At 70.7% G+C, this 20,251-nt stretch carries 15 protein-coding genes; 11 read left to right on the top strand and 4 right to left on the bottom strand.

All coding sequences use genetic code 11. The features are described 5' to 3' along the window. Positions 1-1,308: 1,308 nt before the first annotated feature. The gene (locus EIW28_RS04900) at positions 1,309-1,527 is read right to left on the bottom strand and encodes a DUF2631 domain-containing protein (RefSeq protein ID WP_125246551.1); all 219 of its coding nucleotides are present in this window, start codon (positions 1,525-1,527) and stop codon (positions 1,309-1,311) included. Between the two features lie 128 nt (positions 1,528-1,655). Here EIW28_RS04900 and EIW28_RS04895 point away from each other — a divergent pair, with 128 nt between their 5' ends. Further along, positions 1,656-3,218, top strand: a complete 1,563-nt coding sequence (locus EIW28_RS04895) for a Rieske 2Fe-2S domain-containing protein (protein ID WP_125246550.1) — start codon at positions 1,656-1,658, stop codon at positions 3,216-3,218. A gap of 47 nt (positions 3,219-3,265) precedes the next feature. Here EIW28_RS04895 and EIW28_RS04890 read toward each other — a convergent pair whose 3' ends face one another. Next, positions 3,266-4,036, bottom strand: coding sequence for a TetR/AcrR family transcriptional regulator (locus EIW28_RS04890; RefSeq protein WP_125246549.1), 771 nt, complete (start codon positions 4,034-4,036; stop codon positions 3,266-3,268). A 169-nt stretch (positions 4,037-4,205) separates the two neighbouring features. On the opposite strand from EIW28_RS04890, the gene EIW28_RS04885 reads away from it, so the two are divergent. The 10 genes from EIW28_RS04885 (at position 4,206) to map (ending at position 16,609) form a co-directional block, all read left to right on the top strand. Next, entirely contained in the window at positions 4,206-6,386 is a 2,181-nt protein-coding gene (locus tag EIW28_RS04885) for an MMPL family transporter (protein ID WP_125246548.1), read from the top strand. Positions 6,387-6,604: 218 nt separating this feature from the next. Continuing rightward, complete coding sequence (locus EIW28_RS04880) at positions 6,605-7,594, top strand: carbohydrate ABC transporter permease (protein WP_125246547.1); 990 nt, start codon at positions 6,605-6,607, stop codon at positions 7,592-7,594. Continuing rightward, complete coding sequence (locus EIW28_RS04875) at positions 7,587-8,462, top strand: carbohydrate ABC transporter permease (protein ID WP_197717064.1); 876 nt, start codon at positions 7,587-7,589, stop codon at positions 8,460-8,462. Before EIW28_RS04880 ends, EIW28_RS04875 begins: the two co-directional genes overlap by 8 nt. Before the next feature lie 44 nt (positions 8,463-8,506). After that, positions 8,507-9,814 (top strand): ABC transporter substrate-binding protein, encoded by a 1,308-nt coding sequence (locus EIW28_RS04870; protein WP_125246545.1) that lies wholly within the window; start codon positions 8,507-8,509, stop codon positions 9,812-9,814. A gap of 202 nt (positions 9,815-10,016) precedes the next feature. Continuing rightward, a complete protein-coding gene (gene purU, locus EIW28_RS04865; protein WP_125246544.1) occupies positions 10,017-10,862 on the top strand; it encodes a formyltetrahydrofolate deformylase in 846 nt (281 codons plus the stop codon). Between the two features lie 35 nt (positions 10,863-10,897). Next, complete coding sequence (gene dxr / locus EIW28_RS04860; RefSeq protein WP_408612186.1) at positions 10,898-12,082, top strand: 1-deoxy-D-xylulose-5-phosphate reductoisomerase; 1,185 nt, start codon at positions 10,898-10,900, stop codon at positions 12,080-12,082. Between the two features lie 15 nt (positions 12,083-12,097). Then, positions 12,098-13,366: a M50 family metallopeptidase gene (locus EIW28_RS04855; RefSeq protein ID WP_125246742.1), complete on the top strand. Its 1,269-nt coding sequence runs from the start codon at positions 12,098-12,100 to the stop codon at positions 13,364-13,366. 28 nt (positions 13,367-13,394) lie between these two features. After that, entirely contained in the window at positions 13,395-14,576 is a 1,182-nt protein-coding gene (ispG, locus tag EIW28_RS04850; RefSeq protein WP_125246542.1) for a flavodoxin-dependent (E)-4-hydroxy-3-methylbut-2-enyl-diphosphate synthase, read from the top strand. A 223-nt stretch (positions 14,577-14,799) separates the two neighbouring features. After that, positions 14,800-15,324 (top strand): hypothetical protein, encoded by a 525-nt coding sequence (locus tag EIW28_RS04845; RefSeq protein ID WP_125246541.1) that lies wholly within the window; start codon positions 14,800-14,802, stop codon positions 15,322-15,324. Between the two features lie 388 nt (positions 15,325-15,712). After that, positions 15,713-16,609, top strand: a complete 897-nt coding sequence (map, locus tag EIW28_RS04840; protein WP_125246540.1) for a type I methionyl aminopeptidase — start codon at positions 15,713-15,715, stop codon at positions 16,607-16,609. 122 nt (positions 16,610-16,731) lie between these two features. Here map and EIW28_RS04835 read toward each other — a convergent pair whose 3' ends face one another. Continuing rightward, positions 16,732-19,527 carry an ABC transporter permease gene (locus EIW28_RS04835; RefSeq protein ID WP_125246539.1) on the bottom strand — a complete coding sequence of 932 codons (2,796 nt, stop codon included), beginning with the start codon at positions 19,525-19,527 and terminating at the stop codon, positions 16,732-16,734. Next, positions 19,527-20,246 carry an ABC transporter ATP-binding protein gene (locus EIW28_RS04830; protein ID WP_125246538.1) on the bottom strand — a complete coding sequence of 240 codons (720 nt, stop codon included), beginning with the start codon at positions 20,244-20,246 and terminating at the stop codon, positions 19,527-19,529. The genes EIW28_RS04835 and EIW28_RS04830 overlap by 1 nt, the downstream gene beginning before the upstream one ends. Positions 20,247-20,251: the final 5 nt, after the last annotated feature.

The following is a 20,251-nucleotide window of genomic DNA, read 5'->3' as shown; positions in this document are numbered from 1 at the left end:
TCGGACCTCCCCAAGACCAGTTCGGGCCCGGCGGCCGCGACGAGTTCGCCCCCCAGCGCGGCGCCAACGGCTTCGGCCCGCCGCGCGGCGGCGCCCCCGAACCGGGCGTCTACGGCGGCAGCGAGTACGGCGGCGGCCCGCGCGGCCCCGAGCCGGTGCGCGGCGACTTCGCCCCGCCCGCGCAGGGAGGCCCCCGCGCCGGCGGCCCCGGGCACGACGGCCCCCAGGCCGGCCCCGTGCCGCACGGCGCCACCGAGCAGCTCCCGCTCCAGTCCGACCCGCGGCGCGGCGGTTTCGGCCCCGCCGAGCAGCCCGGCGTCTACGGTCAGGGACCGCGCCGCGGCGCCCCCGAGCCGCCCCCCGGGTTCGGCGCGGCCTACGACGACGAGTTCAGCGACACCGGCAGCCGCCGCGCGGCCCCGCCGCACCAGTCGCCGATCCAGCAGAACCCCATGGGCCCGCCCCACCAGACCGGCGCGATCCCGCGGGCCGACCGCTACGGCCAGCCCGAGCCGGAGCCGCTGCCCCCGGCGGCGCCGACCCAGGCGATCCCGCAGAACCTCGTCCCCGGCATGGGCCCGCAGGGCCCCATGGGCCGCCCCGAGCCGCCGCAGCCCGAGCCCTACGGGGCCCCGCGCGGCCGCGAGTACGGCGGCGCCCAGGGCGGCTTCGGTCCCGGGCCGCAGGAGGACACCTCGTACGGGCGCCGCGCCGGCGTCCCGAGCCCGCCCATGCAGGGCGGCTTCGACCGCGGCCCGCAGCACGAGCCCGCGGGCGGCTTCGGCGCGCCCCCGGTCCCGCCCCCTGGGCAGGACCCCGCCGGCGGCTTCGGCGGCCCGCCCCCCGGGCCCGGCCCGCGCGGCGCGGCCACCCCGCCGGACTTCGGGCGCCGCAACCCCTACGAGGGCCGCGGCTTCGAGGCCCCCAGCCGGCACGGCCGCGACGAGATGACCACGGAGATGCGGGCGTCGGACTCCCCCTTCACGCCCGACGACGTGCAGCGCCTCGAGCAGCTGCGCCGCGCCTTCCAGCCGCGCCGCTTCGGCTCCGGGTACGACCCCGGCCAGGTGGACCAGATGTTCGACGCCGTGTCCTCGGCGATGACCGGCCGCAACCCGGTCCCGCTGTCCGACCGCGAACTCGACACCAGCCAGTTCTCGCTCGTGCAGGGCGGCTACTTCGAGGCCGAAGTGGACTCCGCGCTCCGCGAGGTCCGCGAGATGTTCGCCCGCCGCGGCATGATGCACTAGCGGCGCAAGACGACAGGGGCCGGACCGCGTCGCGGTCCGGCCCCTCTTGGTCTTCGGGCTAGCGCAGGCCGGCCTTGACCAGCCAGGCGTCGGTGACGATGATCGCCAGCAGGACGCCGGCGGTGAGGAGGAGGAACACGTCCTCCACCCAGCCCTGGTGGTTGCCGAACAGGTACGCCAGGTTGATGACGATGCCGACGGTCAGCGCCGAGTAGAGGGCCTTGCGGCTGGTCGGCTTGCGCTGATCGGGCGAGAGAATCTGCTCTTCGGCAGCCATGCGGGTTCCTCCAACCACTCGATTGACCGGAACAGTCTCCCACGCCACAAGCGACGGCGTCCCGGCCCCGCCTGCGCTGTGACTTGTAGGCTGGATCCGTCGTCGTCCCCATGTCCGGAAGGGTAACCGTGCGAATCACCGGTACCGGCCACGCCAGCATGTTCATCGAGACCGCCGCGGGTTCGATCCTGTGCGACCCCTGGGTGAACCCCGCCTACTTCGCGTCGTGGTTCCCCTTCCCCGACAACTCGCGGCTGGACTGGGACGCCCTCGGGCAGGCCGACTACCTGTACGTCTCGCACCTGCACCGCGACCACTTCGACGAGGAGCACCTCACCAAGCACATCAGCAAGGACACGACGGTCCTGCTGCCCGAGTACCCCACCTCCGAGCTCGAGTCCGAGCTGCGCGCCCTGGGCTTCCACAAGTTCATCAAGACCGTCTCCGAGGAGATCGTGGAGCTCCCCGGCGGCGTCAAGGTCATGATCCAGGCGCTCACCAGCCCCACCGACGGCCCCATCGGCGACTCCTCGCTGTGGGTCGAGGACGCCGACGGCACCCGCCTGCTCAACCAGAACGACGCCCGCCCCACCGACATGAGCGTGTTCCTCCAGCACGGGAAGATCCACGCCCACCTGCTCCAGTTCTCCGGCGCGATCTGGTTCCCGATGGTGTACGAGCTGCCCGACAACGCCAAGCGCGCCTTCGGGAAGCAGAAGCGCGAGCGCGGCTTCGACCGCTCGCTGCGCTACATCGACGACGTCCAGGGCGACTGGGTCTTCCCGATCGCCGGCCCGCCCTGCTTCCTCGACGACGCGCTCTACCCGTTCAACGACGTCTTCGGCGACGAGGGGAACATCTTCCCCGACCAGATGGCGTACGTGCAGTGGCTCGAGCAGCAGGGGCACGACAACAACATCATCCTGCTGCCCGGCTCCGTCGCCGAGGTCTTCGCCGACGGCCGCGGCTCGGTCGAGCACCCCGTGGACGACCTCCGCGAGTGGTTCGCCAACAAGAAGCAGCACCTCGACGAGTTCAAGGAGCGCATGCAGCCGCGCATCGCGGCCGAGAAGGCGTCCTGGTCCCACCCCGAGATCGACGTCCTGGAGACCCTGCGCGAGCGCATCGAGCCGCTCATGGCCTCCGCCGAGCACATCGCCACCGGCATCGGCGGGCCCGTCCGCTTCGACCTGACCGCGCCCGACTCCGACGAGGTCGTGGAGTCGATCGTGTTCGACTTCCTCGAACGCAAGATCCACCCCGACGACGGGGGCAAGGTCCGCTACCGGTTCCGCACCGAGCGGCGCCTCATCGAGCACCTGCTCCACATCCGCGAGGTCGACTGGGTCAACTCGCTGTTCCTGTCCTGCCGCTTCACCGCCGCGCGCATCGGCCAGTACAACGAGTACGTGTACGCGTTCTTCAAGTGCCTCTCCGAGGAGCGCCTCCAGTACGCCGAGGGCTGGTACGCCGAGCAGCGCCCCGACGACGAGGACATCGTCATGAACGGCTGGCAGTTCCAGCGCCGCTGCCCGCACCTCAAGGCCGACCTGTCGGTCTTCGGGAAGATCGAGGACGGCGTCCTCACCTGCCAGATGCACGGCTGGAAGTGGAACCTCAAGTCCGGCAAGTGCATGACCTCGGTCGGCCACGACATCCGGAGCTGCCCCGCCGAGGCGGCCGCGAACTGACGCGAACCGACGGGCCCGGACGCTCTCGTCCGGGCCCGTCGCCGTCCCTACTCGCCGATCCCGAACTCGCGCATGACCGAGACGATCTGCGTCTTGTAGAACTCGTCGATGTTCTCCTGCACCGGCAGTGATCCGAACGCCTCCATCACGACCAGGCCGAACACCCGCACCCAGCCGGAGGTGAAGGTGAAGATCCACGACAGCGGCAGCGGCTCGCCCACGATGAACGCGGCGCACTTCTCCATCAGCTCGGCCTGGAGCGCCTCGGAGAGCGGGGGGATCTCGACGGGGTTGGCCGACTCGACCTCGCCGGCCTCGACCCGGCGGTAGAACTTCGCCAGCTCCCGCCCGCACATCTGCGAGTGCTCCAGGGACTTCAGGGTCACCGGGTCGACGTCCTCGACGGCCTCCCCGAGCCGGCGGCCGTCGATCGCCATCGCCGAGCCGCCCTCCGGGTAGGAGAGCATGAGCTCGAACTCGCGCCGGTTGGACACGGCCCAGGACCGGAAGGACCAGATCCAGGACTTCATCCGTTCGAGGTGCGCGTCGGCGGGGTACGCGTCCATGGCGGCCGCGGTGCTGGCGATAAGTTCGTCGTAGAGGTCGCAGCAGATGGCGACGAGCAGGGCGTCGAGGCTGTCGAAGTACCGGTACAGGGCCGCCGGCGTGACTCCCACCTCGCGGGCGATCGCGCGGAGCGAGATCCCGCTCGGGCCGCGCTCCTGGAGCTGCCTCCGGGCGCTCGCCTTGATCTCGGCGATGGTCTCGGCGCGCATTCGCTCGCGACGGGTCGGGCCACCCGCGGTGTTGGAAGTCACTGCTCTCCTCTGCTTACAAGTTAGTTAACGCCGTTGACTCTATGAGGGGCGTTCATTAGAGTAAACAGCGTTAGCTAAATGATCAACGCTTACATCGTACCGCCGTCGGAGTCGTCGGCACCAGCGGTCGCAGTCTTCCTCTCCGCTTGAACACCCATAGGAGAAATCCATGTATTCCCTGATTGGCCGCGCGGTCATCAAAGCGCGCTGGGTGATCCTGGCCGGCGTCGCGGCCGTCTTCGCCGTCGGCGCCACCTGGGGCCTCGGCGTCTTCGACGAGTTCACCGACGGCGGCTACGTCTCCCAGGACGCCCGCTCCGTCCGCGACGCCGAGGCGATCGAGGACGAGTTCGGCTCCATCGGCGCCGAGGTCGTGGTCCTGTTCGCGTCCGACGACCTCACCGTGGACGACGAGGCGTTCGCCTCCGGCGTCACCGGTGCGGTGGAGGACATCCGCGGCATCGACGGCGTCGAGGGCGCCGACTCCTACTACGAGGTCCTCGCCGCCGCCCCCGAGCAGGCCGCCGGCCTCGCCTCCGAGGACGGGCACGCCCTCATCGTGCCGGTCTCGCTCGCCGGCTCCTCCGCGGAGGACCGCGCGAACGAGTTCACCCTGATCGAGGAGGAGCTGCGCGACGCGGCCGAGTCCTCCGGCCTGGAGGTCAGCCTCGGCGGCGGCGCCGCCGTCTTCGCCGACCTGAACGAGCAGGTGCAGCACGACCTCGAGATCGCCGAGATGATTTCGATGCCGATCCTGCTGCTCATCATGATCCTGGTCTTCGGCGCCCTCGTGGCCGCCTCGCTGCCGCTGCTCATCGGCGGCATGTCGATCCTCGGCGGCTTCGCGGTCACCCGCGTCATCACCGAGTTCACCGACGTCTCGGTCTTCGCCGCCAACGTCATCACCATCATCGGCCTCGGCATGTCCATCGACTACTCGCTGTTCGTACTGCGCCGCTTCCGCGAGGAGCTCGCGCAGGGCCGCGACAAGCGCACCGCCACGATGAACACCGTCGCCACCGCCGGGCGCACCGTCATGGTCTCGGGCCTCATCATCGTCCTGTCCATGGGCGGGCTCCTCCTGGTCGACGTGCCGTTCCTGCACGGCATCGCGTACGGCGTCATGTCCGCCGTCGGCGTCGCCATGCTCGCCGCGCTCGTGGCCCTGCCCGCCGTGCTCTACCTCCTCGGCCACCGCGTCGACAAGGGCCGCCTCCCCTGGCGCCGCGACGCGCAGGCCAAGACCGACACCGGCTTCTGGCACTCGCTCGCGGCCGGCGTCATGCGCCGCCCCGTGCTCGTGCTGCTCCCGGTCCTCGCCTTCATGGCCCTGCTCGCCAGCCCCATGCTCGACATGGCCTTCGGCGGCGTCGACGAGCGCGACATGCCCGAGGACGCCGAGTCGCGCGTGGTCACCGAGACGATTGCCGCGGACTTCCCCGGCGGCGACCAGGAGCAGTTCCAGGTCATGGTCGCCGGCGACGAGGCCGCGGCCGCCGCGGCCCAGGCCGAGCTCGAAGCGCTCGACCACGTCGACGCCGTGCGGCCGGCCGCCGCGCCGACCGGCGACGCGGTCCTGTTCGACGTCCACTACGACCTCGACCCCTTCAGCGCCGACGCGCGCGGGCTCATCGAGGACGCGCGCGCCATCGACGTGGACGGCGCCGAGCTGTACATCACCGGCGGCGCCTCCGACCGCGTCGACATGCTCGAGGCGATCGGCGACGGCCTGCCCTACATGCTCGGCTACATCGTCATCGTCACCATGGTCGTGCTGTTCCTCGCCTTCGGCTCGATCCTGCTGCCGATCAAGGCGGTCCTGATGAACGCCGTCTCGCTCGGGGCCGCGCTCGGCGTCGTGGTGTGGATCTTCCAGGAAGGCCACCTCTCCGGCGTCCTCGACTTCACGCCCTCGGGCTATATCGACCCGTCGAACCTGCTGCTCATGATCGCCCTGCTGTTCGCGCTCGCCACCGACTACGAGGTCTTCCTGCTCTCGCGGGTCCGCGAGGAGTGGGACCGCGGGGCCGACAACCGCACCGCCGTCCTGCGCGGCATGCAGTCGACCGGCTCGATCATCACCGCCGCCGCGGCCATCCTCATCGTGGTGGTCGGCGCCTTCGCCTTCAGCGGCATCACGTTCATGAAGATGATCGGCCTCGGCATGGCGATCGCGATCTTCCTCGACGCCACCGTGGTCCGGATGCTCCTCGTCCCCGCCACGATGCGCCTGCTCGGCCGCGCCAACTGGTGGGTCCCCGGCCCGCTCGGGAAGCTCTACGCCAAGTACGGGATCAAGGAGTCCGACGAGGCGCCCGCCGCGCCGGAGCGCACTCCCGTCAACGCCTGACCGCCACAGGAAACCAGGGCCCGCCCGGCGCACCGCCGGGCGGGCCCGTTCCCGTTGCCGGTGGGACGGCGGTGAACGGCGGCCCGGAATGCCCCCGGCCGCAGGCCGCGCCGCGAACAATATCCAAGAATTTAAGTTGAGCCATTGACTTTAGGCAAGCGGTTGCATAGATTGATGTGATCTAGGAGCCAACCCCCTCCGAAAGGTCCCAATACCCTATGACCGACAACGATGTCGCTGTGGTGCGCCCGAAGCAGCGCAGCTCGGGCCCACCGCCCGAGCCCGCGGCCCCCGCGAAGCGCCCGGCCCCGAACCGGGGCCGCGGGACGATCCGCACCCGCGAGCGCTGGGCCGCCCTGAGCTTCATGTCGCCCTGGATCCTCGGCCTGCTCGCCATCACCATCGGGCCCATGGTCGCCTCGTTCTACCTCTCGTTCACCGACTACAGCCTCGGCTACGGCGAATGGGTCGGCGGCGAGAACTACGCCCGGATGCTCGAGGACCCGCGGCTCGCCAACGCCATCAAGGTCACCGCGGTCTACACCTTCGTGTCGGTGCCGCTCCAGCTCGGGGCCGCGCTCCTCCTCGCGATCGTCCTCGACCGCGGCCTGCGCGGCATGTCGTTCTACCGCTCGGTGTTCTACCTGCCCTCGCTGCTCGGCGGCTCGGTGGCCATCGCCATCATGTGGCGCCAGATCTTCGGCACCGAGGGCCTGGTCAACCAGGTGCTCGCGATCTTCGGCATCCAGGGCGAGGGCTGGGTCTCCCACCCCGACTACGCCCTCGGCACCCTCATCGTGCTGCACGTGTGGACGTTCGGCTCGCCGATGATCATCTTCCTCGCCGGCCTGCGCCAGATCCCCGCCATGTACTACGAGGCGGCCAAGGTCGACGGCGCCGGCCCGCTGCGCCGGTTCTGGAGCGTCACCATCCCGCTCCTGACCCCCATCATCTTCTTCAACCTGGTGCTCCAGATCATCAACTCGTTCCAGTCGTTCACCCAGGCGTTCATCATCTCCAGCGGCAAGGGCGGCCCGGCCGACTCCACCATGTTCCTGACGCTGTACCTCTACGACCAGGGCTTCACCCAGTTCGACATGGGCTACGCCTCGGCCATCGCCTGGCTGCTCCTGGCCATCATCGCGATCTTCACCGCGCTCAACTTCCTCATGTCGAAATTCTGGGTGTTCTATGGCGACAATGACTGAGACGACGGCCCCCGCCCCGACCCGCGACCGCCGCGGCCCCGCGACCGGCCTGCGCCGCTTCGTCTTCCACCTGCTCCTGACCGTCGCCGCGATGGTCATGATCTACCCGCTGCTGTGGATGCTCTCGGCCAGCTTCAAGCCGCTCGACGAGATCTTCACCGACCCCGGCCTGTTCCCGAACACCTGGGAGTGGAGCAACTACGCCGAGGGCTGGACCGCCCTGCCGCACCCCTTCGAGACGTACATCTGGAACTCGATGGTCATCGTGGCCGGCTCCATCGTCGGCAACCTGGTGTCCTGCTCGATGGCCGCCTACGCCTTCGCCCGGCTGCGGTTCCCCTTGCGCGGCATGCTCTTCGCGGTCATGCTCGGCACCATCATGCTGCCGATCCACGTCGTGATCATCCCGCAGTACATCCTGTTCAACAACCTCGGCTGGGTCGACACGTTCTGGCCGCTCATCGTCCCCAAACTCCTCGCCACGGACGCGTTCTTCGTGTTCCTCATGGTCCAGTTCATCCGCGGCCTGCCGCGCGAGCTGGACGAGGCCGCCTCGATCGACGGCTGCGGCTACTGGGGCACCTACCTGCGGATCATCATGCCGCTGTGCATGCCCGCGCTCGCGACGACCGCCATCTTCACGTTCATCTGGACGTGGAACGACTTCTACTCCCAGCTGATCTACCTGCGCGACGTGGACCTCCAGACCGTGCCCCTGGCACTGCGCCTGTTCATGGACTCCACCGGCACGACCAACTGGGGGGCGCTCTTCGCGATGTCGATCGTCGCCCTGGGCCCGATCTTCGGGTTCTTCCTCGCCGGCCAGCGGTACCTCGTCCGGGGGATCGCGACCACCGGCATCAAGTAACATCCGGCACAACAACCCTCACAGAGTCCTGAAAGGACGAACGCATGCGCAACTCGAACCCCTCGGGCGTCTCGCGGAGGACGCTCGCCAAAGCCGGCATCCTCGGCGCCGCGGCCGCCCCCCTCCTCGCGGCCTGCGGCAACGACGGCGGCGGCGCCGAAGAGGGCGACGGCGAGCTGGACTTCTGGTGGTGGGGCTCCGACCCCCGCCACGAGTACACCCAGCAGATCATCGACGCCTTCCTCGCCAAGAACGAGGGCGTCACGATCAAGCCCAGCCCCAACGAGTTCGACTCCTACTGGGACGCCCTGAACGTCTCGGTCTCCGGCAACAACGCGCCCGACGTCCTCCAGCAGGACGACCGCTACCTGCGCGACTACGCCGACAAGAACGCGCTCCTCGCCCTCGACGACCTCGGCATCGACCTGTCGAACATCGAGGAGGGCACGCTCCAGACCGGCCGGTTCGACGGCAAGACCTACGGCATCCCCACCGGCGTCAACGCCCTCACCCTCGTGGTGAACCCGGCGCTCGTCGAGGCCGCCGGCGTCGCGATGCCCGACGACAAGACCTGGACCTGGGCCGACTTCATGCAGTTCACCACCGACATCTCGGCCTCGGGCGCGGCGATCGGCAACTCCGCCATCACCTTCAGCAACGAGTCCCTGTTCAACGTGTTCGCGCGCCAGAAGGGCGAGAGCCTCTACACCGACGACGGCAAGCTCGGCTTCACCGAGGGCACCATGAACGCCTGGTGGCAGATGGTCCTCGACATGCAGGCCTCCGGGGCCATCCCCGAGTCCAGCACCATCGTCGAGTCCTTCGCCGCCGGCCAGGACCAGGCTCCGCTCGCCACCGGCACCGGCGCCACGGAGTTCTACTGGACCAACCAGATCGGCGCCCTCCAGTCGGTGCTCGGCTCCGACCTGGTGCTCCTGCGCGTCCCCGGCGAGAGCGAGGGCTCCCAGCCCGGCCTCTACCTGAAGTCGGCCATGTTCTGGTCGATCTCGCGCACCACCTCCGACCAGGCCGCTTCGGCGAAGCTCGTCGACTTCCTGCTCAACAGCGACGAGTCCCTGGACCTCATGCTCGGCGACCGCGGCCTCCCGGCCAACACCGCCCAGCGCGAGCGCATCCTGCCGCAGCTGCCGCCGGACCAGGCGCTGGCCGCGTCCTACATCGCCGACCTCACGCCCGACCTGGGCGAGGGCCCGGTCGTGCCGCCGGTCGGCTCGGGCACCGCCGCCGACATCATGCTCGGCGTGTTCGAGACGTTGATCTTCGGCCAGACCACCGTCGAGGAGAGCACCGCGGCGTTCATGGAGCAGCTGAGCGCCGAGATCGGGGCCTAGTCCGAGATCGTCGCTCGGTGTGACTTGACGCTCACGCTGAGCGAGCTATCATGGAGGGGAAGGGTGAACTCGAAAGAGTCCGCCCTTCCTCGCCGTCCGGGCCCTTCCGGGGCCCTGGTCCCCGCGCCGTCCCTCCGGTGCCGTCCCGTCCGTGACGGACGTCGATTGCCGCCCCCGCCGGACCCTCCGTATCATTGGTGGGATGACCAGCCAGTTCGTGCTCACGCTCTCCTGCCCCGACCGCCTCGGCATCGTGTACGCCGTCTCGGGCTTCCTCACCCGCCGCGACGCGAACATCGAGGACTCCCAGCAGTTCTCCGAGCACGGCTCCGGACGCTTCTTCATGCGCGTCGAGTTCAGGACCGAGCACGCCCGGGACGAACTGGCCGTCGGCTTCGCCGAGATCGCCCGCGAATTCGACATGGACTGGCAGCTCCACGACCGCGCCGTCAAGCCGCGCGTCCTCATCATGGCCTCCAAGCAGGGCCACTGCCTGAACGACCTGCTCTACCGCTTCCGCATCGGCGCCCTCCACGGCGAGGCGGCCGCCGTCGTCTCCAACCACCCCGACTGGGCCGACCTCGCCGCCTCCTCCGGCGTGCCCTTCCACCACCTCCCGGTCGGGCCCGGCGGCAAGGCCGCCCAGGAGCAGCAGATCCTCGACCTCATCGAGTCTGAGCGGATCGACGTCGTCGTGCTCGCCCGCTACATGCAGATCCTCTCGCCCGAGTTCTGCGCCAAGCTGCCCGGCCGCATCCTCAACATCCACCACTCGTTCCTGCCGAGCTTCAAGGGCGCCAAGCCCTACCACCAAGCCCACGCCCGCGGCGTCAAGCTCATCGGCGCGACCTGCCACTACGTCACCTCCGACCTCGACGAGGGCCCCATCATCGACCAGGAGGTCGCCCGCGTCGACCACGCGATGAGCCCCGAGGACTTCGTCTCGGCCGGACGCGACCTCGAGTCCACCTGCCTGGCCCGCGGCCTCGCCGCCCACCTCGATCAGAGGATTCTCCTCAACGGGCACACGACCGTCGTGTTCCGCTAGCGGATAATGGCCGCGTGACCGACCAACGCGAGATCGTGCTGCTGGGGTCCACCGGCTCCATCGGCACCCAGGCCATCGACATCGTCCGCGCCAACCCCGGCAAGTACCGCATCGTCGGGATCGGCGCGGGCGGCGCCAACCCCGCCGCCCTGGCCGAGCAGGCCGTCGACCTCGGCGTCGACGTCGTGGCCGTCGCCGACGCCACCGCCCTCGAAGCCGTCCAGCTGCGCCTGTTCGCCGCCGCCAAGGAGCGCGACTGGGACTCGGGCGGCTTCAAGATGCCGAAGCTCATCGCGGGCCGCTCGGCCATGACCGAGCTCGCCGCCTGGCCCTGCCACACCGTGCTCAACGGCATCACCGGCTCGATCGGCCTCGAACCGACCCTCGCGGCCCTCAAGGCCGGCCACCAGGTCGCCCTCGCCAACAAGGAGTCCCTCATCGCGGGCGCCGCCCTGGTGTGGGACCTGGCCGCGCCGGGCCAGATCGTCCCGGTCGACTCCGAGCACTCCGCGCTCGCCCAGTGCCTGCGCTCGGGCCGGCCCGAGCGGGTGGCGAAGCTCATCCTCACCGCCTCGGGCGGGCCCTTCCGCGGCCGCACCCGCGCCGAGCTCGCCGGCGTCACCGTCCAGGACGCCCTCGCCCACCCCACCTGGGACATGGGCCCGGTCATCACCATCAACTCCGCGACCATGGTGAACAAGGCCCTGGAGGTGATCGAGGCCCACGAGCTGTTCGGGATCGGCTACGACGACATCGAGGTCGTCGTCCACCCCCAGTCGGTGATCCACTCCATGGTCGAGTTCGCCGACGGCTCCACCATCGCCCAGGCCTCCCCGCCCGACATGCGCCTGCCGATCGGCCACGCCCTCGCCTGGCCCGACCGCCTCCCCGGCGCCGCCCGCCCCGTCGACTGGTCCCGGGCCTGCGACTGGCACTTCGAACCGCTCGACGAGACCGCGTTCCCGGCCGTCGCGCTCGCCAAGGACGCCGGCCGCGCCGGGGGCCTGAACCCCGCGGTCTTCAACGCCGCCAACGAGGAGGCGGTGGCCGCGTTCCGCGACGGGCGGCTGCCGTTCCCCGGCATCGTCGACACCATCGAAGCGGTCCTCGCCGCCGCCCCGGACTTCGGGCGACCCTCCAGTGTCGCAGACGTACTCGAGGCGGAGAAGTGGGCGCGGTCGAGCGCCCGACGGCTAGTCTTGGACGCGTCCGAGCGTTAGAAGGAGACAGACTTGCTGGCCTACATCACCGGTATCGCGCTCTTCGCGCTCGCGATCCTCATCTCCGTCAGCCTTCACGAGTTCGGGCACATGCTCACCGCGAAGGGCTTCGGGATGAAGGTGACCCGGTACTTCGTGGGATTCGGCCCGACCCTGTGGTCCTTCCGGAAGGGCGAGACCGAGTACGGCGTCAAGGGCGTGCCGCTCGGCGGCTTCGTCAAGATCGTCGGCATGACCCCACTCGAAGAGGAGGAGGAAGACCTCGACGAGAAGGACCAGAAGCGGGTCTTCTGGCGCAAGCCGCTGTGGCAGCGCACCGTCGTGCTCGCCGCCGGCTCGGTCACCCACTTCGTGCTCGGCTTCATCGTCCTGTGGATCCTCGTCTCCTTCGTCGGCATCGGCCAGAACCCGGCCTGGGCCGAGGCCGCCACCCAGGCGCAGGAGGACGTCGCCGTCGAGGTCGCCCCCTGCGTGGAGACCTCCGACCCCGCCACCGGCACCGCCGGCGACTGCCCCGAGGGCCAGATCGAGGGCCCGGCCGCCGCCGCGGGCATCGCGAACGGCGACGAGATCACCGCCGTCGCGGGCGCGCCGGTCGCCGACTGGGACGGCCTCCTGGCCGCCGTCGGCGAGCTCACCCCCGGCGAGCCGGTCGCCGTCACCGTCGACCGCGACGGCGCCGAGCGGACCGTCGAGGTCACCCCGTACGCCGCCGAGGTCGAGACCGCCGACGGCGGCACCGAGACCGCCGCGCGCCTGGGCGTCTACGTCTACGTCGACCCCTCGATCCCGTACACCGCCGCGGGCGCCGGCCCGATCGCCGGCATCGGCGAGACCTTCTCCTACACCGGGGACATGTTCAAGGAGACGTTCATCGCACTGGGCCAGCTGCCCTCGAAGATCCCGCCGCTGTGGGACTCGATCTGGGGCGCCGAGCGCGCCGACGACACCCCCGTCAGCGTCGTGGGCGCCTCCCGCCTCGGCGGCGAGATGGTCCAGTACGACCAGTGGGCGATGTTCTTCATGCTGCTGGTGGTCCTGAACTACTTCATCGGCGTGTTCAACCTGCTGCCGCTGCTGCCGATGGACGGCGGACACATCGCCATCGCCTGGTACGAGCGGTTCCGGTCTTGGGTCGCCGCCAAGCGCGGCAAGCCCGACCCCGGGCGAGTTGACTACTTGAAGCTGATGCCGCTGACCTACGCTGTGATCGTCCTCCTGGGCGGCTTCATGCTGCTGACCATCACCGCCGACATCGTCAACCCGATCACCATCTTCAACTGACCCGCGAATCTGGGTGGAGACTAGCCACATGACCGCAGTGAACCTCGGGATCCCCACCAAGCGCCACGACCACGAGATCGAGCCCCTGGCGCCCCGGAAGCAGACCCGCCAGCTCAACGTCGGCGGCGTGCTCGTCGGCGGCGGGGCCCCGATCAGCGTCCAGTCGATGACCACCACCCGGACCTCCGACATCGGCGCGACGCTCCAGCAGATCGCCGAGCTCACCGCCACCGGCTGCCAGATCGTGCGCGTCGCCTGCCCGACCCAGGACGACGCGGACGCGCTCAAGGTGATCGCGAAGCAGTCGCAGATCCCGGTCATCGCGGACATCCACTTCCAGCCGAAGTACGTCTTCGCGGCCATCGACGCCGGCTGCGCGGCGGTGCGCGTGAACCCGGGCAACATCAAGCAGTTCGACGACCGCGTCGGCGAGATCGCCCGGGCCGCGAAGGACGCCGGAACCCCGATCCGCATCGGCGTCAACGCCGGCTCGCTCGACAAGCGCCTGCTCCAGAAGTACGGCAAGGCCACGCCCGAGGCGCTGGTCGAGTCGGCGCTGTGGGAGGCGTCCCTGTTCGAGGAGCACGACTTCCGCGACATCAAGATCTCGGTCAAGCACAACGACCCGGTCGTCATGGTCAAGGCCTACCGGCTGCTCTCCGAGCAGTGCGACTACCCGCTGCACCTCGGCGTCACCGAGGCCGGGCCCGCGTTCCAGGGCACCATCAAGTCCGCCGCGGCCTTCGGCGCGCTCCTGTCGGAGGGCATCGGTGACACCATCCGCGTCTCGCTCTCGGCCCCGCCGGTCGAGGAGGTCAAGGTCGGCAACCAGATCCTGGAGTCCCTGGGCCTGCGCGAGCGCGGCCTGGAGATCGTCTCGTGCCCCTCGTGCGGGCGCGCGCAGGTCGACGTCTACACCCTGGCCGAGCAGGTCACGGCCGGGCTCGAGGGCCTGCCGGTCCCGCTGCGCGTGGCTGTCATGGGCTGCGTCGTGAACGGCCCCGGCGAGGCCCGCGAGGCCGACCTGGGCGTCGCGAGCGGCAACGGCAAGGGCCAGATCTTCGTCAAGGGCGAGGTCATCCGGACCGTGCCCGAGTCGCAGATCGTGGAGACGCTCATCGAGGAGGCCGTGCGCCTCGCCGAGGAGATGGGCGCCGAGCTGCCCGAGGAGCTCCGCGGGCTCGCCGGACCGGTCGTCAAGGTCCACTGACTGTCGGATCGCCGACTCCGCGCCGGCGTCCGCTTCCCTACGCTTGGTACAGAGCGGCAGTTCAGGCCAGGTCGAAACCGGACACCGCGCTCATCTTGTGTGAAATTCCACATTGATGACTCGGAGGATTCCGCCTGCGACGTGTCCTGCGCCACGCATAATTACGGCTGCGCCCGCACAGCGCCCGCGACCGGGCCGTCCGACGACATGGGGAGCCACCGACATGGGCAAGATCGAACGCCAGATTTCCGAGGGTGTCACCAAGTACTACTGGTACCCGGGTGAGAAGGTCGACTGGATCCGGGGCGTCCTGACGCTCCTCGGCGGCGGGCTGCTGTTCGCGCTGATCTACGTCGTCACCAAGAACAGCCTCCTGGCGGCGGTCGTCACCGGCACCGCCGTGCAGGCGGTCGTCGGCGCCTACCTGGGCCGCCGCGACGCCGCGGGGCTCTCGGAGTTCCACGACCCGGCGACCGAGCGCCGCGAGGCCGTCGTCGACGGCACCCGCGCCGCCTGGCGCGGCACGCTCCAGGGCCTGCTGTGCGCCGGTTCGGCGATGCTGGTGCTCAACATGCCGCACAGCGGGTTCCTCGCGGACTGGGTGCTGCCGTTCGTGCCCTCGATTATCGGCGCGATCGCCCACTCCGGCGGGATGCTGTGGGAGCGGCTGGCGCAGGAGGTCAGCGCCCCGGAGGCGGCGGCCGCCGCGGCCGCCGAGGAGCCGACCAAGGAGCTCGAAGCCGCCTGACGGCTTCGCAGGAGCGGCCCGCGCCCCTGACGGGGGGACGCGGGCCTGCTCGCGTGCGGGGGAGTGGTGAGCCGACGCAGGGCGACTGCACGCCGCCTGGGTTGGACAGGCGGGGCGCTCGACCGCGGGAGGTGTCGTACGCCGTCTTCCAGGTACGGAACCAGGTTGCCGGCACTGCCGCGGGAGCAGCGCCCCGCGTCGGCTCGGATAGGAGAGGCCTCGCGGGGTCCGGCCTGCTCGGACGCGGGCCGGTGCACTCAGGATGCCGATTCGGGACTCGAAACGCAAGAGGTTTTCTCCTCGCGAACCGCACTTTTCCGCGTCGTCTCGGTAACGGAGTCACAGCCGCCCCGCAGGTCCCGGTGCGCGCGGACGTTAGGCTGGGCGGATGAGTTCCCGTCCCGCGCTGCGCCCCGGAAGGCAGAGTCCCCGCAGGAGCGTCCCCGACGCGATCGAGCGCCCCGAGTACGTCGGCAAGGCCGCGCCGACCCCGTTCACCGGCAGCGAGGTCAAGGACGCCGAGACGATCGAGCGGATGCGCGTCGCCGGCCGCATCGCCGCCGACGCCCTCGTCGAGGCCGGCAAGGCCGTCGCGCCCGGCGTCACCACCGACGAGATCGACGCCGTCGCCCACGAGTACCTGTGCGACCTCGGCGCCTACCCCTCGACGCTCGGCTACCGCGGCTACCCGAAGTCCTGCTGCACCTCGCTCAACGAGGTCATCTGCCACGGCATCCCCGACTCCACCGTCGTCCAGGACGGCGACATCGTCAACATCGACATCACCGCGTTCATCGGCGGCGTCCACGGCGACTGCAACGCCACCTTCCTCGCCGGGGACGTCTCCCAGGAGGCCCGCGACCTCGTCGAGCGCACCTGGAAGGCCACCTGGCGCGGCATCAGGGCCGTCAAGCCCGGCCGCCAGCTCAACGTCGTCGGCAAGGTCATCGAGGCGTACGCCTCCCGCTTCGGCTACGGCGTGGTCCGCCAGTTCACCGGCCACGGCATCGGCACCTCGTTCCACTCCGGGCTCTACGTGCCGCACTACGACAATCCGAAGCTCACCACCGTGATCGAGACCGGCATGACGTTCACGATCGAGCCGATGATCAACCTCGGGACCGCCGACCACGAGATGTGGGACGACGGCTGGACCGCCGTCACCCGCGACCGCAAGTGGACCGCCCAGTTCGAGCACACGCTCCTGGTCACCGACGACGGCTTCGAGATCCTCACCCTGCCCTCCACCGGCGTCCCCGCGGGAACGCCCGCGGGACAGCTGTAGCGGCGCCGCGCCCCTGAGCCGGGCCGCGGCGGCGCCGGCCGGACGGATGCCGCGAGGCCGCCCCGCGAACGCGAAGGCCCGCCTGCGGATCGCAGGCGGGCCTCCTCCGTCCTCCTTGGGCGCTAAGTGATCCGGCGCTCGCTCGGCAGCGTCGCCTTCGTGAACACCAGCGCCCCGGCGGCCGCCACGAGCGGCACCGCCAGCAGCATGATCGCGAAGCTCGCCCACGGCAGCTCCCAGCCGTACAGCGTCTGGAACGGGTACGACCACTGGAACGGCCGGTTCAGGGCCTCCCGGATGAGCGCGTACCCGACGACGCCGGCGAGGGTGCCGAGCCCGGCGCCGAACGCCGCGATCACCACCGTCTGCCACATCGCGAACCGCTTGCGCAGCCCCGGGGCCGCGCCGACCGCGCCGAGCGTGGCCATGTCCCGCCGCTGCTCGGCGATGATGAGCCCGGTCGAGACCGCGGTCGCGCCGAGCGCCACCAGGGCGCACAGGCCCGTCACGGCGATCGTGAAGTAGAACATGAACGGGTCGGTGTAGTCGGTGACGGCGAACGAGGCCCACACGTCGCCGCCGGCGAGCTCCCGGTTGAAGTCCTCGGCGAGCGCCTCGGCCGTCCCCGGCTCCAGCTCCTTCGCCGCCTCCACCAGGTAGGACCGCTGCCACTGCGACTCCTGCATGTCCAGCGCCGCCGCGGCGGCGGGGCTGAGGAGGAGCTCCGAGAAGCCGAGCTGGCCGCGCTCCACGGCCATCGCGGGCAGTTCGACCTCGACGTCGGCGGGCGGGGGCTCGATCGCGTAGCCCTCCTCGTCGAAGATCGTGGTGCTCTTGCGGAGCACGACCGTGTCGTCCTCGGTGAGCGCCCACGGGTCGCTCACCAGCACGCCGCCCGCTTCGAGCACCTCGACCGCGCGGGCGAGCTCCTCGCCTTCGAGCTCGGTGTACTCGGCGACGACCTCGGGATCGGTCGAGCCGGGGACGTCGTACAGCTGGGCGCCCTGCCCGGCGAGGGACTCGTCGCAGCGCGGGTCCTCGCGGGCGGCCTCGACGGCGGCCCGCTCGGCCGCCTCGTCCGGCCGGTCGGCGTCCCAGTACGAGCACTCGTTCGCGTCGGGCCTGAGCACGGTCCAGGCGCAGTCGGCCCACATGAGGTCGTTCTCGAGCTCCCCGGCGCAGTCCTCCCCGGGCGAGTACTTGGTCACCGGGGTCAGGCTGACGTCGCCGAGGTTCGCCTCGAGCGTCGCCTCGGCCTCCGCGAGCGCCGCGTCCCAGGCGGGCATCACGGTGCCGTCGGCGTTGTTGTACAGCGTCAGCGACATCTGGCCCTGCGTCAGGATCTGCTCCTGCTCCTGCTCCTGCCGCACCGTGTCGGCGGTGACGATCATCGAGAACGCCATGCCCCCGGCCACGACGCCGAGGACGGCCGCGATCGCCGGGGCCGCCGAGCCGCGGTTGCGCCCGGCCTCCCGCAGCGCCATGCGCGGCGCCAGCGGCAGCCACCGGCCCAGGCGCGAGGCGAACGACAGCAGCGCCGGCGTGCACACGACCATGCCCAGCTGCGCCAGGACGATCGCCGCCGCCATGAGCGGCAGGCTCCAGATCGCCACGCCGCCGAGGCCCGCCACGACGCCCGCGGCGACCATGGCGATCCCGGCGAACATCCACCGCTTCGAGCCCTTGCGGCGCCCGGCTCGGCCGGTCAGCGCCTCCACCACGTTGATGCGCGAGGCGCTGATCGCGGCGGCGAGCGCCGAGAGCAGACCGGTCGCGAGGGCGACGCCCACGAGGAGGGCCTGGAGCGCCGGCATGACCCGCAGCCCGGCGCTGCGGTGGCCGACGAACTGCTCCAGCCACGGCGTCCCGGCCGCCACGAGGCCGACGCCGAGCACGATCGCCGCCACCGCCGCGAGGAGTCCGAAGAGGACGCCGCCCGCGAGGACGACGGACCGGACCTGCCCCGGCGTCGCGCCGTTCGCGCTCATGAGCGCGAACTCGCGGGTGCGCCGGCGGGCGCTGATCGCGAACGCGGGCCCGGCCAGGAGCACGACCTCCATGACGACCACGACCACGATGAGGCCGTAGATCAGCAGCTCGGCGTCGTCCATCATCGCCGAGGACTCGGAGTACGGGCCGGTGACCGGCTCGTCGAGCAGCGACTGCGCCCAGACGGTCATCCCCAGCTCGTTCAAGGCCAGCGCCTGGTCCTTGGTGACCGGCTCGGGGGTGTCGACCAGCCAGCCGCTCGCCTGGTTCGGGAACGCGTCTCCGATCGCGTAGCGCCCGTTCAGGTCCCACGGCATCTCGACGATGCCGCTGATCTCGTGCTCGCCCGAGCCGGCGCCGCTCTCGACCACGAGGTCGTCGCCGACGCCGAGCTCGAGGTAGTCGGCGGCCGCCGCACTGACGACCACTTCACCGCGCCCGGGCGCCGACCCTTCGAGGTACTCCAGCCCGGCCGCCTCGTAGAGGTCGTCGGCGAGGTCGTACCCGTGGGTGAAGAGCTGTCCGAGCCCGTCGGGGGTCTCGACCTGCACGGTGTCGCCGGACCCGGAGTCGGGGGAGTAGGGGGCGATCCAGGACCCGATCGGCAGCAGGGACAGGATCTCGGTGTCGGTGACCGCCCGGCCCGGGTCCTCGTAGTCCTCCTGGTCGTACAGGATCCAGCGGTCGTGCCAGCTGTGCTGGACGAGCGGGGCGCCGGGGACGCCGAACTCGACGTACGCCTCGTTCTCGCCCAACACCTGCGCGGCGGTCTCCTCCTCGGAGAGCTGCGCGGTGTCGTAGGCGCTCGCCCCGACGGCGACGGCGAGCAGGGGCAGGCCCAGGAGGGTGATCGACAGCGCCGACCGTCCCTTGTAGCGCCACGCTTCGCGGCGCGCGATCCGGTACGCCAGGCGCTGGCCTGCGAACATCACTGCGCCCCTTCGAGGAGGGAGTCCGCGTCGGCGAGCGGCGCGGAGGAGTCGACGACGCGGCCGTCGCGCAGGAACACCACGCGGTCGGCCCACCCGGCGTGCCGGGCGTCGTGGGTGACCAGGAGCCCGGCGGCGCCGGCGTCGACGCGGCGGCGCAGGAGCTTGAGGACCTCCTCGCCGGTGGCCGAGTCGAGGGCGCCGGTGGGCTCGTCGGCGAGGACGAGGCGGCGCTCGCCGATGAGCGCGCGGGCGATGGCGACGCGCTGGGACTGGCCGCCGGAGAGCTCGTCGGGGAACCGGTCGCCCTGGTGCGCGTCGAGGCCGACCTCGGCGAGGGCGTCCACCGCCATGGCGCGCGCCCTGCCTGCAGCGACGCCGTCGAGTTCGAGCGGCAGGGCCGCGTTCTCGGCCGCGGTGAGGCTGGGGATCAGGTTGTAGTCCTGGAAGACGTAGCCGACGCTGCGGCGGCGCAGGCGCGCGAGCTGCTTCTTGTTCAGGGAGGCGAGGACGGTGCCCTCGACGAGGACGTCGCCGGAGGTGGGCGCGTCGAGGCCCCCGGCGAGGTTGAGGAGGGTCGACTTGCCGGAGCCGGACGGGCCCATGATGGCCACGAGCTCTCCGGCGGCGACCTTGAGGTCGGTGTCGACGAGGGCGTTGACGGCGTTGTCGCCGGTGCCGTGGACGCGGTTGACGCCCCTCAGTTCCAGTACGGTCATCGGGG

This window comes from Glycomyces terrestris (assembly GCF_003933745.1).
Classification (GTDB): Bacteria; Actinomycetota; Actinomycetes; order Mycobacteriales; family Micromonosporaceae; genus Glycomyces; species Glycomyces terrestris.
This window is presented reverse-complemented; position numbering and strand designations above follow the sequence as displayed.

Excerpts from the sequence above, each read along its gene's own strand:
- EIW28_RS04900 (WP_125246551.1), bottom strand. The coding sequence starts at position 1,527 with ATGGCTGCCGAAGAGCAGATTCTCTCGCCCGATCAGCGCAAGCCGACC.
- EIW28_RS04885 (WP_125246548.1), top strand. The coding sequence starts at position 4,206 with ATGTATTCCCTGATTGGCCGCGCGGTCATCAAAGCGCGCTGGGTGATC.
- EIW28_RS04880 (WP_125246547.1), top strand. The coding sequence starts at position 6,605 with ATGACCGACAACGATGTCGCTGTGGTGCGCCCGAAGCAGCGCAGCTCG.
- EIW28_RS04875 (WP_197717064.1), top strand. The coding sequence starts at position 7,587 with ATGACTGAGACGACGGCCCCCGCCCCGACCCGCGACCGCCGCGGCCCC.
- EIW28_RS04870 (WP_125246545.1), top strand. The coding sequence starts at position 8,507 with ATGCGCAACTCGAACCCCTCGGGCGTCTCGCGGAGGACGCTCGCCAAA.
- purU (WP_125246544.1), top strand. The coding sequence starts at position 10,017 with ATGACCAGCCAGTTCGTGCTCACGCTCTCCTGCCCCGACCGCCTCGGC.
- ispG (WP_125246542.1), top strand. The coding sequence starts at position 13,395 with ATGACCGCAGTGAACCTCGGGATCCCCACCAAGCGCCACGACCACGAG.
- EIW28_RS04845 (WP_125246541.1), top strand. The coding sequence starts at position 14,800 with ATGGGCAAGATCGAACGCCAGATTTCCGAGGGTGTCACCAAGTACTAC.
- map (WP_125246540.1), top strand. The coding sequence starts at position 15,713 with ATGAGTTCCCGTCCCGCGCTGCGCCCCGGAAGGCAGAGTCCCCGCAGG.
- EIW28_RS04835 (WP_125246539.1), bottom strand. The coding sequence starts at position 19,527 with ATGTTCGCAGGCCAGCGCCTGGCGTACCGGATCGCGCGCCGCGAAGCG.
- EIW28_RS04830 (WP_125246538.1), bottom strand. The coding sequence starts at position 20,246 with ATGACCGTACTGGAACTGAGGGGCGTCAACCGCGTCCACGGCACCGGC.